Source organism: Stutzerimonas sp. C6.4V, from assembly GCF_058536345.1.
Window position 1 is genome coordinate 1,181,528 of sequence record NZ_JBZUBM010000002.1, and the last position, 13,092, is coordinate 1,194,619.

General features: G+C 58.7%; 12 protein-coding genes. 8 read left to right on the forward strand and 4 right to left on the reverse strand.

Translation table 11 applies throughout. From position 1 onward, the window contains the following. Positions 1 to 17: 17 nt before the first annotated feature. The 5 genes from AC4LFW_RS21210 to AC4LFW_RS21230 are packed head-to-tail and all read left to right on the forward strand — an operon-like array spanning position 18 to position 4,880. A complete protein-coding gene (locus tag AC4LFW_RS21210) occupies positions 18 to 1,145 on the forward strand; it encodes a glycosyltransferase (protein ID WP_491821866.1) in 1,128 nt (375 codons plus the stop codon). Positions 1,146 to 1,159: 14 nt separating this feature from the next. Beyond that, positions 1,160 to 1,855: a CatB-related O-acetyltransferase gene (locus AC4LFW_RS21215; RefSeq protein ID WP_491821868.1), complete on the forward strand. Its 696-nt coding sequence runs from the start codon at positions 1,160 to 1,162 to the stop codon at positions 1,853 to 1,855. After that, entirely contained in the window at positions 1,852 to 2,811 is a 960-nt protein-coding gene (locus AC4LFW_RS21220; RefSeq protein ID WP_491821870.1) for a glycosyltransferase family protein, read from the forward strand. The genes AC4LFW_RS21215 and AC4LFW_RS21220 overlap by 4 nt, the downstream gene beginning before the upstream one ends. A gap of 2 nt (positions 2,812 to 2,813) precedes the next feature. Next, on the forward strand, positions 2,814 to 3,725 hold the full coding sequence (locus AC4LFW_RS21225) for a DUF6625 family protein (protein WP_491821872.1): 912 nt from the start codon (positions 2,814 to 2,816) through the stop codon (positions 3,723 to 3,725). A 57-nt stretch (positions 3,726 to 3,782) separates the two neighbouring features. Further along, a complete protein-coding gene (locus AC4LFW_RS21230; RefSeq protein ID WP_491821874.1) occupies positions 3,783 to 4,880 on the forward strand; it encodes a glycosyltransferase in 1,098 nt (365 codons plus the stop codon). On the opposite strand, the gene AC4LFW_RS21235 is transcribed toward AC4LFW_RS21230, so the two are convergent. Beyond that, on the reverse strand, positions 4,826 to 5,461 hold the full coding sequence (locus AC4LFW_RS21235) for a BUD32 family EKC/KEOPS complex subunit (RefSeq protein ID WP_491821876.1): 636 nt from the start codon (positions 5,459 to 5,461) through the stop codon (positions 4,826 to 4,828). The genes AC4LFW_RS21230 and AC4LFW_RS21235 overlap by 55 nt on opposite strands. A gap of 112 nt (positions 5,462 to 5,573) precedes the next feature. On the opposite strand from AC4LFW_RS21235, the gene AC4LFW_RS21240 reads away from it, so the two are divergent. The 3 genes from AC4LFW_RS21240 (at position 5,574) to hldE (ending at position 10,097) form a co-directional block, all read left to right on the forward strand. Then, on the forward strand, positions 5,574 to 6,743 hold the full coding sequence (locus AC4LFW_RS21240) for an O-antigen ligase family protein (RefSeq protein ID WP_491821878.1): 1,170 nt from the start codon (positions 5,574 to 5,576) through the stop codon (positions 6,741 to 6,743). Then, entirely contained in the window at positions 6,740 to 8,557 is a 1,818-nt protein-coding gene (gene msbA / locus AC4LFW_RS21245; RefSeq protein WP_491821880.1) for a lipid A export permease/ATP-binding protein MsbA, read from the forward strand. The genes AC4LFW_RS21240 and msbA overlap by 4 nt, the downstream gene beginning before the upstream one ends. A gap of 118 nt (positions 8,558 to 8,675) precedes the next feature. After that, complete coding sequence (gene hldE / locus AC4LFW_RS21250) at positions 8,676 to 10,097, forward strand: bifunctional D-glycero-beta-D-manno-heptose-7-phosphate kinase/D-glycero-beta-D-manno-heptose 1-phosphate adenylyltransferase HldE (protein ID WP_491821882.1); 1,422 nt, start codon at positions 8,676 to 8,678, stop codon at positions 10,095 to 10,097. A 53-nt stretch (positions 10,098 to 10,150) separates the two neighbouring features. On the opposite strand, the gene AC4LFW_RS21255 is transcribed toward hldE, so the two are convergent. From AC4LFW_RS21255 to AC4LFW_RS21265, 3 genes are read right to left on the reverse strand one after another with little or no spacing between them, the layout of a single operon-like run. After that, positions 10,151 to 11,038 carry a metal ABC transporter ATPase gene (locus tag AC4LFW_RS21255; protein ID WP_491821884.1) on the reverse strand — a complete coding sequence of 296 codons (888 nt, stop codon included), beginning with the start codon at positions 11,036 to 11,038 and terminating at the stop codon, positions 10,151 to 10,153. 38 nt (positions 11,039 to 11,076) lie between these two features. Continuing rightward, a complete protein-coding gene (locus AC4LFW_RS21260; protein WP_491821886.1) occupies positions 11,077 to 11,889 on the reverse strand; it encodes an aldo/keto reductase in 813 nt (270 codons plus the stop codon). Beyond that, positions 11,889 to 13,061 carry an NAD(P)/FAD-dependent oxidoreductase gene (locus AC4LFW_RS21265; RefSeq protein WP_491821887.1) on the reverse strand — a complete coding sequence of 391 codons (1,173 nt, stop codon included), beginning with the start codon at positions 13,059 to 13,061 and terminating at the stop codon, positions 11,889 to 11,891. The genes AC4LFW_RS21260 and AC4LFW_RS21265 overlap by 1 nt, the downstream gene beginning before the upstream one ends. Positions 13,062 to 13,092: the final 31 nt, after the last annotated feature.

The window sequence follows — 13,092 nt, forward strand, 5'->3', positions numbered from 1 at the left end:
TTAGCCAGCAGTGGGTAATGCAGTTTTGCCATGGCTATGACGGCCCGTTCCTGGACTGCGCGCGTCAGTATGCAGTGCTGTTTCGGGGAAGCCCCTACAAAGTGTGCACTGTCTATCTGACTGGCGCGCCGAGCCAAGAGGTCGCCCGCGGTTCGGCTTCCGATGAGGTGATTTTTCTCGACTTTGGCAGCAAGGATGTGCGCGGCCTCAAGCTCGGCGCCATGCGACGATTGCGCGCGATCGTAGCTGGGCGAAACTTCCGCTTCTGTATTGCCCATCGATTCAAGCCGATATACATCGCATTGTTGGTAACTCGTCTGCCGGTGATCGGCGTACATCATGCTTTCGGCGTTTACAGCCGGCCGATGCGCCGTTGGTTCGTCAATCGCTTCCGCTCACGCCTGTTATTGCTGGGCGTCTCTAACGCAGTGCGCGACGAGATACGCATCCATCTGCCGAACTGGGAGCCGGCGCGTATCGAGACGCTGTATAACCGTATTGATGTAGCCGCGGTACAAGCCGAGCAGCTCTCCCAGGAAGATGCACGCAAAACGCTCGGCCTGCCGGAAGATGTCTGGGTTGCGGGCAATGTTGGTCGGCTGCACCCTGACAAGGATCAGGCGACCCTTATTCGTGGTTTCGCACAAGCGTTGCCTCAGCTGCCGCAAGGAAGCCTGCTGGCGATCATGGGCAGCGGTCGCCTAGAGCGCTCTCTTCGCCAACTGGCGATGGATTTGAATATCGCTGAGCACGTTCGCTTCCTTGGGCAAGTCGCTTTTGGCCGTCGCTATTTCAAAGCCTTCGACGTGTTCGCGCTGACCTCTGACCACGAGCCGTTCGGCATGGTGTTGCTGGAAGCAATGGCGGCCGGGGTACCGGTTGTTACGAGCGATTGTGGTGGCGGGCGAGAAGTGATTGATGGCGCTGGCCTTGTATTCTCATTCGGCGAAAGCAAAGCCCTTGCGGACAAGTTGATCCAAATCTCGTATATGAGCCCTGAGCAACGCGCTTTGTGCTCCAAGAGAATGCTCTATCGACTGGGCGATGTCTTTTCCGACGGCGCTGCACGCTCATCTTTCTGGCGGATGGATATCGTTTCTTCTATCGCTGGGTCGGCCACGGCTTCCTGGGGCGGGCCAGTTTAGGAGTTCCCGGTTGCATGATTACCTGGCTTAAAAATGAATATTGGAAGCGCTGGATTCGTCGGCACGGGTGCAAGTTGGCAAGCGGAGTATCGGCTTTGCGCAAGGGAAGTCGCTTGACCATCGAGGCTGGCGCCGAAATTGGGTACGTCCAGATGCTCTTTAGTGAATTGAGCATTGGCACCCGTACCTATATGCGAAGCGGAGGTGAGTTGCAGAACATCACCTCGATCGGGCGCTTCTGCTCGATTGGCTCGAACGTCGTGCTGGGCCAGGAACGCAATACCCACCCTAGCGATTGGGTCAGCTCCCACCCGTTCCAGTATTCCGAAACCGCCTGGCATTACCAGGCAACTGCCACCCCGGCTTGCGTCGGGCATGACGTGTGGATAGGGCGCGACGCCATGGTCATGGAAGGCGTAGATATAGGTACTGGTTGTATAGTGGCAGCTCGCTCGGTAGTCACTAAAAACCTTCCGCCTTACTCGATTGCCGCCGGCGTTCCAGCCAGGATCGTCGCGCAGCGGCACCCGCAATTCATGGCGGAGCAACTGCTGGCGTCGAAATGGTGGGACCTTCCGATAGCCGACCTAACCCGCCTGCCACTCAATAATCCTGAGGCTTTTCTGCGCGAACTTGGCGAAAGAACGTCTGGCGCTGGGATCAGACCTAGAACTTTGTGCATAACGCAGGATGGCTGCCACACTCTATGAATGTTCTGTTGCTTGTTCAGGCCGAACAGCGCGCAATCCTCGACCGCTTGTATGAGGGCATCGCCACACATTGCAACTGCGATCTCCGTTGGTTGAGCCGCAAGGATCAGGCGGATCTGCGCGGCTATTTTCGTCGGGAAGTCGACGTGGGTCGCTATGATCGGATCCTCTTTTTCCTTCGCTTCAAGCAGGAGATCCGTCAGGTTTCGTTTATCCGTACCGTACCGAATCTGGTAATTCTCGAACACGATGCTTATCAGAATTACATCTCTTGTAAGTATGCCGGCAAGTTCAGCAAATATTATGCAAAGTTACCCTGGGCGCGGGTCATCAGTTCCGGTTATACGGTAAGTGAGCGATTGCGTCATGAAGGGTTCGATGCAGTCTTTGTTCCAAAAGGCTATGACCAGACCGCTTTGGCTGACATGGGGCTGGCGCGAGATATTGAACTCGGTTTCATCGGCAGCATAAAAAGCGGCGCTTATAGCGAACGCAAAGCCTTGCTGACGGAGCTGGCGAAGGTCGAAGATCTGGTGGTGACGCGCACCAACTCCGGTGAGGATTATCGGGCCATGCTCAATCGCATTCGATTCTTCGTCAGTGCCGATGTTGGCATGGGCGAATACATGATCAAGAACTTCGAGGCCATGGCCTGCGGCTGCGTATTATTCGCTTGGGATCAGGGCGAATCCGAAAACAAGGCGTTAGGTTTCGTCGATATGGAAAATCTAGTGTTGTATCGAAGCCTCGATGAGCTGCGAAGCAAACTTGGGATACTGCGTTCCGATTCCGCACTGGCTGCCAATATCGCTGCTGCGGGGCGAGCATTGGCGGAGGAGCGATATAGCTTCTCGCACATTGGGCGGCTTATTGTTCAGGCTCTGAAGGAACCGCTTCGAGAGCGCCAGGCGATGGGGCTGCTAGAACGATTGCGCCTGCGATTAGGGGTGAGGTGAACATGCGTATTCGTTTGCTAATTCCTTATTTCGGAAACTGGCCGTTTTGGATGCCATTCTTTCTGCAAACGTGCAGATGGAACCCTGACATCGAGTGGCTTTTTTTTACGGATTGTGGCGCGCCAGATGATTTGCCCGACAACGTAAAGATTCAGCCAATGTCTTTCACAGGCTACTGTCAGTTGGTCAGTAAGGGCCTCGGCATCTCGTTCAACCCAACCAGCCCTTACAAACTCTGCGATATCAAACCGGCGTTGGGATATTTGCATTCCGAGCATTTGGAGGGTTTCGATTTCTGGGGCTTCAGCGATATCGATCTTATCTACGGAGATTTAAGACAATATTTTTCTGATGAGCGGCTCTCCAGATACGATCTAATCTCTACCCACGCGCGCCGTATTTCTGGCCACCTGTGCATGTTGCGCAATGATAAGCGCATGCGTGAGGCCTTTATGAATGTTCCTGGTTGGCGGGCCCGTTTTGAAGATTCCGCCCACCTTGCGTTCGATGAAGGGGCGTTCAGTCGGTTATTTATTCGCCATAAAAACTGGCCAGAAGGAATTCGGCGGATTGCTGATCAATTCAATCCTTGGCGCCGGCTTAGTGAATTCAACGAAGCGTTCAGCACTCCTCATGCGCGTGTACCCTGGCTCGGAGGTGGCTTCGACTTCCCAGAGTGCTGGATGTGGAATAGTGGGCGACTTACGAACAACCGGGATGCTCCACATGAATTCCCCTACTTCCACTTCATAACCTGGAAGAGCTCGAAATGGTCAGGTGGTCAGTCTGAAATATTGATCCAGCCTGCGGATCTGGCTTCTAGACCCGCATGGTGTATTACGGAGCAGGGTTTTCGACCCTATAACCCCCGTCTGGACATTGAAGAAAAAGCCAGTGTCGTTGAAGTGCTTTAAAGCGACCCGACTGGAGACGACAGAGTGAGCACAATCAGTATCGTCTGGTCCTCGGGCATGGCTTATGCGTCGATACACAGGGTGCACGACCAGATTCTGTCACTGGCTGCTAACCGGGGTGACACCCACGCTTGGGTTTTGCAGGGCCAGGAGGATGCGACGGCTCAAGCGAGCGGAAGGCCGTTGTATTGGCAGACAAGCGCGAGAGCGCTGAAGGGTAAAGGCGTTTGGAAGCTTTCTCAGTGGAGACTGCAATGGCGCCTGGCTCGGGAAATCCGCCGGGTTAACCCGAAGGCGATACTGCTTGATGGTATTGGCGTGGCGCGACTGATTGTTCCGGTCGTCGCAAGGTCACGTGCCGTCGAGTCGCAGGTGGTTGTGGTATTTCATGGCGAGGGCCGGCTTCGAGGAAACGATAAAAGCCTGCTCAGCGCCTTGCCAGCGCATCGCTTGAAGCTGATTGCGGTATCCGAAGCCCTCGCCGAGTCGCTGCGCTTGAAGCTGGGCATGCCAGTAACTTCAGCACGAACAGCAACCAACCCACACTCATTCAGGCAATCGCTGATCCCTGGTCCCGAAGCCAGGGCGAGGCTGGGTATCGATAGGGATTGTCTGCTTCTAGGAGCGGTAGGGCGCCTGGTTGAGGGCAAAGGCTATCTAGCGATGCTTGAGGTTATGAGCAGATTGTCACAAAGCCGCAACGATCTACATCTCGTCATCGTAGGCGAAGGTGCGCAACGGTCTGAGCTGGAAAAGCGTATCCGGAGCTTGGGGCTGGAGTCGAAGGTAACCTTGGCGGGATATTGTGACGACGCCGCAAAGCTTTACCGAGCCTTTGACGTCATGCTGATTCCATCTCGCAGCGAGGGGTTGGGTCTGGTGCTGCAGGAAGCTGTACTGGCTCGGGTGCCGGTTGTTTGCAGTGACCTGCCTGTTTTCATCGAGCAGCTTGGGCCCAGCGGCATCTATGTCGCACCGGATGATATCGCTGGCTGGGTCGGTGCCGTTGGGAAAGTGCTCGGCTCGGATCGCGAACTGCTTGCACAGGATCAGGATCGTCAGCTCGCACCAGAAGCCAGTTGGGAGCAGTTTTGTAGGGGTTACTCAGACTTGCTGCTATCCGGCGGCAGCTCTGATCCGGTCAAGGCCATGTAGAACTGGGCGAACGGGAATTCGTTCTGCATTTTTTCCCGCTTCAGATACCGACTGAAATGCGCAAGGTTGCGCTTGACCATGTAATTTGGCAGTGGTTTGCCCAAGAACCGCATGTCCGCGATATCAATCAGGCCCAGGGTGTTATCCGGCGTCAGAACGATGTTACCCAGGTGAAGCGAACGGAAGTAGACACCCCTTTCGTGTAACCCGCGGACGAACAGGATGAGCATTGGAAGGATCTGCTCCCAGCTGAATTCGGGCTGTACGGCAAGCTGGGTCAAAGACGTGCCAGGCAAGGGCGCGTAGAGCACTGCGCTGAGCGACTTGTCGGGCAGCTCGTACAGCGCATTCACACTCAGCGTGGCGATGCCAAGTGCTCGCAGCTGTTCGGCGTTGTTGGCGAAGCGGCGCGAATAGGGTCGTAGAAGCGCAGAGGATAGCCATCTCTTTCGACGAAAGAACTTCAGGAACTGGCCATTTTCAAGTTTCAAGACTTTCGGGCCGAGGCCGTCCGCTTCCAGAACAACCGCGTTGGTGATGAGCTGTTGCAAGTCTCGCTGGCATAATTGGCTTACGTGCATCAATGACTGGGCCTGGGTCGCGTACGAACGTTATAAGGGGCGCGCATTCTAACATCGCCGTAAGTGGCGCATTTCGCTTGTTTTCTTAAGGGGTTTTATGGATTGCCGTCGATTGGGGCTGGCCTGGTTAACCTTGGGTCTGCTCTGGTTTTTGCTTGGCATAACGTGGAGTTCTACGACGAAGCTCTACCAGCAAGGTTTGATAGTTTTGTTCTGGCTTCCGGCTTTATGGATGTCCTGGTCTCGGAGGCAGTATCTCCTTGACGTCTGGCGGCTTGAAAAACCCCTCTTATCAGCCCTGTTTGCTTTGCTCGTGTGGAGTGCACTCAGCGTGATATGGACCGCTGCCGACGAGCCCGCACGTGAAGCCAAGCGGTTGCTCTATGTCGTGTGCTTCCTGCTGGGCCTGCTCTTGGTGGGGGGCGTACCTTATCGTATGACCGCTGTGCTGCAATGGGCTGGCTTTGGGCTGGCATTCGCTGCGTTAGCAGCCCTTGTATACCACTACGGCATAGTGGGCATGCCTTGGGAGTGGCGGATTGTTGGGCTCGGCCTGCTTGACCATCCGATTATCGGAGGCTATGTGGCCGGAATGGCGTTGATATGGTGGGCATGTCTGCCTCCCAAGCGGACAGCGATGCGTCTTGTCTGGGCGGCCGGGCTATTGATGCTGTTTACATTCACGGTGATGACTCAGAGCCGAGGATTGTGGATCGCGCTGTTGGCTAGCGTACTGTTGATGCCTCTCTGGCGAGCCGGGCGCGCAGGCTTGATCATGGCCTTTCTTTTCGTCGTCGCGGCGATCCTCGGTTATTGGTTGTTTGGTCAGTATGTGGTCGCCAGAGGCACCTCATACCGTCCCGAAATCTTTGCTTCGAGTGTTGTGATGATTGCAGATAGGCCCTGGCTGGGCTTGGGACTGGGAAGCGACTATCGAGTCGAGGCGCTGGGGCATTTGTTTGATCACACGCATAATCTGTTCACCCATGTGGCCTTGGAGCTGGGCCTGCCTGGCCTCATTCTCTGGCTGGTGATTTGGGGCCGCAGCTTCGTCATAGCAGTGCGCGAGCGTGCTTCGACGCTGGGCAACATGCTTATCGGCCTATGGGTGTTCTGCACCATGGCACTGCTGTTCGATGGCGCGAGTCTCTGGGATTCGCCTCGACCCGAATGGTTCTTGACCTGGCTGCCAGTGGGATTGGCGCTGGGGCTAATCGGCATGCGAGCTACCTCGAAGTGTTACCATTCCCGCCCTTCAACGCGCGAGTGCAGTCCTCTATGAGTGGCTCATCCCTGAACGCTGACACGGCATCCGGTCTCAGCATTTATTTGCGCTTGCTGCGCTATGTGATTCCGTACTGGAAGTTGTTCGCTGTCAGCCTGCTGGGTTTTCTGATTTTTGCATCCACCCAGCCGATGCTCGGCTACATCCTAAAGTTCTTTGTCGATGGGCTGAACAATCCCGATGCAAGCTTTTTCGCTCAGGTGCCGCACCTGAGCGAACTGGAGTGGCTAGCCGACCTCAAGCTGCTGCAGGCTGTGCCGCTGCTAATCGTGCTGATTGCGGTGATGCAGGGTATTGGTTCTTTTCTCGGTAATTACTTTCTCGCCAGAGTGTCGTTGGGGTTAGTGCACGATCTGCGCGTGGCTCTGTTCAACAACCTGCTCGTGTTGCCCAACCCTTATTTTGACAATCACAACTCCGGCCATCTTATTTCGCGTATTACCTATAACGTGACCATGGTGACCGGCGCAGCAACCGATGCGATAAAGGTGGTGGTGCGAGAGGGCATGACGGTGATCTTCCTGTTCGCCACGCTGTTATGGATGAACTGGAAGCTGACACTAGTAATGGTCGTTATTCTGCCGGTCATTGGCGTAATGGTGTCCAGTGCCAGCAAGAAATTTCGCAAGCAGAGCAAGAAGATCCAGGTCGCGATGGGTGACGTTACCCATGTGGCGTCCGAAACGATTCAAGGTTACCGAGTGGTGCGTAGCTTCGGTGGCGAGTCGTATGAGCAAAATCGCTTTTTTGATGCCAGTACCGACAACACCGCCAAGCAGCTGCGCATGGTCAAGACCAATGCGGTCTACACCCCGACGTTGCAGTTGGTGATCTACAGCGCGATGGCAGTGCTGATGTTCCTGGTTCTGTACATGCGTGGGGACGCCTCGGCGGGTGATCTGGTCGCCTACATTACGCTTGCCGGTTTGCTGCCCAAACCCATCCGGCAGCTATCAGAGGTGAGTTCTACGATCCAGAAGGGCGTTTCCGGAGCTGAAAGTATTTTCGAGCAACTTGACGAGTCGCCAGAAGTCGACAGGGGCACGTTCGAGCGCGAGAAGGTAACCGGGAAACTGGATGTCAGCGATTTGAGCTTCGTCTATCCGGGGACGGACAAGCAGGTGCTGTACGACGTCAGTTTCAACGTCGAGCCAGGGCAGATGGTGGCGCTGGTTGGGCGTTCAGGGAGCGGCAAGTCGACCCTGGCCAACCTGATTCCGCGCTTTTACCATCATGATCGTGGGCAGATCCTGCTCGACGGAGTGGAGATCGAAGATTACACCCTGCGCAATCTGCGCCGGCACATCGCGTTGGTCACTCAGCAGGTCACGCTGTTCAATGACACGGTTGCCAACAATATCGCTTATGGCGATCTGGCGGGCGCACCGCTTGAAGATATCCAGCGCGCGGCGCGCGATGCCTATGCCGATGAATTCATTCAGCAGATGCCCCAGGGCTACGACACCCCAGTCGGTGAGAATGGCGTGCTGCTTTCCGGTGGGCAGCGCCAACGCCTGGCCATTGCCCGCGCGCTGCTGAAGAACGCACCGGTTTTGATTCTGGACGAGGCTACGTCAGCGCTGGATACCGAGTCCGAGCGGCATATCCAGGGTGCGCTGGATCATGCGATGGCAGGGCGTACGACGCTGGTCATCGCCCATCGGCTGAGCACGATCGAGAAGGCGGATCTGATCCTCGTGATGGAGCAAGGCCGCATCGTCGAGCGTGGTACTCATGCGCAGCTGCTCCTGGCCAACGGCCCATACGCCCGCTTGCACGAAACGCAATTCAAGAGTGACGAGCCGACTTAAGCTGGCGTTGCCTGTTGCCGGCCGATGCTGGTAATGCCCGCCAAGCCAGCGCTGCGTCGGCCTGGGCGGTTCGTCATGTTATGATCCTCCGCTTTTTTTTTTGCTCCGGAGCCCCCTGATGAAACTGTCCATGCCTCGTTTCGACCAAGCCTCCGTTCTGGTGGTTGGCGATGTCATGCTCGATCGATACTGGCATGGCGGTACTTCGCGGATATCGCCCGAGGCGCCTGTGCCGGTGGTCAAGGTCGAGCAGGTGGAGGATCGGCCGGGAGGGGCCGCCAACGTTGCGCTGAACATCGCCGCGCTTGGCGCGCCGGTGGCATTGGTCGGGGTAACCGGGGTCGATGAGGCGCGGCAGAGTCTTACCGATAGCCTTGCTGCAGCTGGGGTCGGGGCGTACTTCCAATCAATCGAGCATCAGCCGACGATCATCAAGCTGCGGGTGATGAGTCGTCATCAACAGTTGTTGCGGATGGATTTCGAGGAGCCCTTCGATACGGACCCCGCTGCGCTGCTGGCTCAGGTCGAGGCGCTGCTGGACGGCGTCAAGGTGCTCATTCTCTCCGACTACGGCAAAGGCGCTTTGCGCAATCACCAGGCCCTGATCCAGGCGGCTCGCCAGCGCGGCATTCCAGTACTGGCCGATCCCAAGGGCAAGAACTTCGAGATTTATCGAGGCGCGTCGGTGATCACGCCGAATCTGGGAGAGTTCGAGGCTATTGTCGGCCATTGTGCGGACGAGGCGGAGCTGGTCTCGAAAGGCGCCGCGCTTATGCAAGAACTCGAGCTGGGCGCCTTGCTGGTCACCCGAGGCGAGCATGGCATGACGCTGCTGCGTCCCGAGCATTCCCCGTTGCACCTGCCAGCGCGAGCGCGCGAGGTATTTGACGTAACTGGCGCCGGCGACACCGTCATCTCAACCCTTGCCGCCGCGCTTGCCGCCGGCGAAGAGCTTCCGCAAGCGGTGGCGTTGGCCAACCTGGCCGCTGGTATCGTGGTCGGCAAGCTGGGTACTGCCTGCATCAGCGCGCCCGAACTGCGGCGTGCGGTGCAACGTGAAGAGGGCTCCGAGCGGGGCGTGATGACCCTCGAGCAGCTGCTTACCGCTATCGAGGATGCCCGTGCCGATGGCGAAAAGATTGTCTTTACCAATGGCTGTTTCGACATCCTGCATGCCGGGCATGTGACCTACCTGGAGCAGGCGCGCGCGCAGGGTGATCGCCTGATCGTCGCGGTCAATGACGATGGCTCGGTGAGTCGCCTGAAAGGGCCGGGTCGGCCGATCAATTCGGTCGATCGACGCATGGCGGTGCTGGCCGGGCTGGGTGCGGTGGACTGGGTGGTCTGCTTTGCCGAAGACACGCCGGAAAAGCTGCTCGCCGAGGTCAGGCCGGACATACTGGTCAAGGGCGGGGATTACGGGGTCGATCAGGTCGTCGGTGCGGACCTGGTCACTGCCTACGGCGGCGAGGTCCGCGTCCTGGGGCTCGTCGAGAACAGCTCCACCACGGCCATCGTCGAAAAGATCCGCCAGCGGTAGCGCTCGTCGCAATGGCGTCCGGGCGGTTCTGATCGGGCGAAATAGACGTGACTTCAGCCAGACGCTGCAACCGTGATGGTCCTGATCCAGTCGCGCCAGCTGATCCGCTCCTCTCGCATGACCCAGTCTTGCTGCGCGGCAAAACTTTCCGAGAGCCACAGGCCGCGTGTGCTGGCGGGCACCGGCTGGCCCTTGCGCAAGGTGAACAGTGCGGGGGTTGGTCGACCCCCTTGCAGCGGAACCAGATAGAGGTCGGGGCGGCTGCGCGACAATTCGGCGACCAGTTTGCCGTCTTCCAGCCGCTCATCCACATGAAACAGGCTGAGTTCGCGGGTTTCCTTTGGTAGTTCGAGGCGCATGTCGTAAACCAACTGCAGGGATGCGGTCGGAAGGTGGACATAGGCCCGGGGCTGCTCTATCAACGTCATCTGGCCGCACTGGATCGGCCGGGCCGAGCCGGGCAGGGAGGCCAGGTTGAAGCACACCGCCTCCCGATAGCGCAGGCTGCTCAGATAGGGTGCTGGCAGCCAGGTATCGCCGAAACGACCTGCCAGCCAGCCTTCGGGCGTTTCCAGCAGGCACTCTTCGGCGACCTCCTGGATGGCTGTCAGCAAGGGCAGGCTGAGTTCATGGGCCGGTACGTAGCCGGAGATCAGCTTGAGCACCACATCACCGCGGTCATGGCGTTGCTGGCGCACCAGCACCCAGTAGTCCTGGCCTTGCCAACTGAGTGTCAGGCGTACCGAAACACCGAGGTTCGCCAGTTCCAGGCTGAAGCGGGCGGGGTCCTCGACGGCTACCGGACGGCGACGTTCGAGCATCTCGGTGAAATTCAGCGGGCGCCCGAGGCTCTGGTAGCGCAGGCCTTCCGGGCTTGCTTCGACGAGCAGCGGCAAGGTCTTGAAAACGGTCGGATTCTTGCGGATCAGCACGCGCGGCATTCGGCTACTCCTGGCAGAAGGCGGCCGAGTGGCCGTACTTATTGTTGTGGGGATAAAACGGATGCGGCGGTTCGCACGTTATCTGACAAGTGTTGCGGGTTGATGGTGCCAACGATGGCTGCGCCGACCCCAGGGTGGGCGAACAGCAGCTCGAAGCTGGCCCGCACAGGGTCATCGCCTGCGGTCAGGCAAGCATGGCCGCTGGCCAGCGCCTTCTTCACCAGGATGCCCTTGGCGTGTTTCTGAGCGTAGTCGAGTACCGGGCGTTCGGTCTGTTCGTTGAGGTTGTAGGTCACCATCGCGCAATCGCCCCTCTCAAGTGCAAGCAAGCCGCCTTCGACGGTCTTGCCGGACAGGCCGTAGCCGAGGATCTTCCCTTCGCGCTTGAGCTCGGCGAGGGTGTCATAAGCGCCGCTATGCTGCAGGATCTCCACGTCTCGCCCATCCGAATGCACAAGGACCAGATCGATACGATCGGTCTGAAGCCGCTGCAGGCTGCGCTCGACGGACCGCCGCGTGTGTGCGGGAGAGAAATCGAACTGCGACTGACCGTCGACGAATTCCTCGCCAACCTTGCTCACCACTACCCAGTGATCGCGCTGGCCCTGCAGCAAAGGCCCAAGCCGCTGCTCGCTGACGCCATAGGCGGGCGCCGTATCGATCAGGTTGATCCCCAGGTCGCGGGCCAGCCGCAGCAGCGCCCGTGCCTGCGCATCATCCGGAATACGGAAGCCGTTGGGGTATTTCACGCCCTGGTCGCGGCCCAGCTTGACCGTTCCCAGGCCCAGCGGCGAAACCCACAGCCCGGTGCTGCCAAGCGGGCGGTACAGGTCGTGCAGTGTCGTCTCCATCAGAACAATCCTTCCCAGAAGGGGCCTGTGATTGCTGGGCGGGGCAGTTCGGGCAGGGGCGGTTGCGGTTGCGGATGGATGGCGTCGCGCACCAGCGCAGCTTCGACACGGTCGGCGAAATCAGGCGACAGCGCCAGTTTGGTGGGCCAACCGACCAGCAGGCGGCCCTGTTCGGCAAGAAAGGCATTGTCCGGCCTGGCGAGGGCCGATTGAGCCGGTTCGGCCCGATCAATGCGAAGCGTTGCCCACTTCGCCTCGGAGAGATCGATCCAGGGTACCAACTCGGCCAGCTCACGCTGGGCTGCAGCAATCTGCCCGGCCTCGTCACGGGCAACGCCGCTCGCTTCAGCGAGATCACCCCCCAGGTACCACACCCATCCACCGTCTCCAGCTGGGTGGCTGGTCACGGTGATGCGAGGTTTGGAACCGCCGCCAAGGCAGTGCGCGTAGAGGGGCTTCAGCGTAGGCGCCTTGACGATGACCATGTGCAGGGGACGTTTCTGCATCGCCGGTTGGACGAGCCCCAGTGCGCTCAGCAGCTCGGCGTTGCCCGCGCCAGCGGTCAGCACGATGCGTTGTGCCCGCACTGACCGACCATCGATGAGCAGGCCGGACAGTTCCCCGTCTTCCAGCAGTGGCTCGATGCGGTCGGCTTTCAGGAGGCCGGGCCCGGCGAGTTCCGCAAGGCGCTGGATCAGGCTGGGCACGTCCAGCACCAGTTCGCTGAGCCGATACACCTTGCCCTTGAAGCGCGGGTCTTGCAGCGCCGGCGGCAGGTCGCCGCCCTTGACCTGGCCGACCCGTGAACGCACCGCCTTGCTGGCGAAAAAGCTGGTGAGATTGCCGGTCAGGGTGCCGGGAGACCAGAGGTAATGTGCGTCGGACAACAGCCGTACGCCCGTTAAGTCCAACTCGCCGTTGCCCTCGAGCGCTTCGCGCCAGCGCCGCGGCATATCGGCGATGGCTTCCGATGCGCCGGTCAAGGCGCCGCTCAGGGCGTACTTGGTGCCGCCGTGGATGATGCCCTGCGACTTTACGCTCTGCCCCCCACCGAGCACCCCCTTGTCCACCAGCAGCGTCGAATAGCCTAGTCGGCGCAGGCGAGCGTTCAGCCACAGGCCGGCAACACCACCGCCTACGATCAGGACATCGGTGCTCAGGGAATCGGACATGGACAGGCCTCGTTGTGAAATCAGGCGGGCA

Coding starts and splice junctions, on each gene's coding strand:
- AC4LFW_RS21210 (WP_491821866.1), top strand. CDS start 18: ATGCAGTTTTGCCATGGCTATGACGGCCCGTTCCTGGACTGCGCGCGT.
- AC4LFW_RS21215 (WP_491821868.1), top strand. CDS start 1,160: ATGATTACCTGGCTTAAAAATGAATATTGGAAGCGCTGGATTCGTCGG.
- AC4LFW_RS21220 (WP_491821870.1), top strand. CDS start 1,852: ATGAATGTTCTGTTGCTTGTTCAGGCCGAACAGCGCGCAATCCTCGAC.
- AC4LFW_RS21225 (WP_491821872.1), top strand. CDS start 2,814: ATGCGTATTCGTTTGCTAATTCCTTATTTCGGAAACTGGCCGTTTTGG.
- AC4LFW_RS21230 (WP_491821874.1), top strand. CDS start 3,783: ATGGCTTATGCGTCGATACACAGGGTGCACGACCAGATTCTGTCACTG.
- AC4LFW_RS21235 (WP_491821876.1), bottom strand. CDS start 5,461: ATGCACGTAAGCCAATTATGCCAGCGAGACTTGCAACAGCTCATCACC.
- msbA (WP_491821880.1), top strand. CDS start 6,740: ATGAGTGGCTCATCCCTGAACGCTGACACGGCATCCGGTCTCAGCATT.
- hldE (WP_491821882.1), top strand. CDS start 8,676: ATGAAACTGTCCATGCCTCGTTTCGACCAAGCCTCCGTTCTGGTGGTT.
- AC4LFW_RS21255 (WP_491821884.1), bottom strand. CDS start 11,038: ATGCCGCGCGTGCTGATCCGCAAGAATCCGACCGTTTTCAAGACCTTG.
- AC4LFW_RS21260 (WP_491821886.1), bottom strand. CDS start 11,889: ATGGAGACGACACTGCACGACCTGTACCGCCCGCTTGGCAGCACCGGG.
- AC4LFW_RS21265 (WP_491821887.1), bottom strand. CDS start 13,061: ATGTCCGATTCCCTGAGCACCGATGTCCTGATCGTAGGCGGTGGTGTT.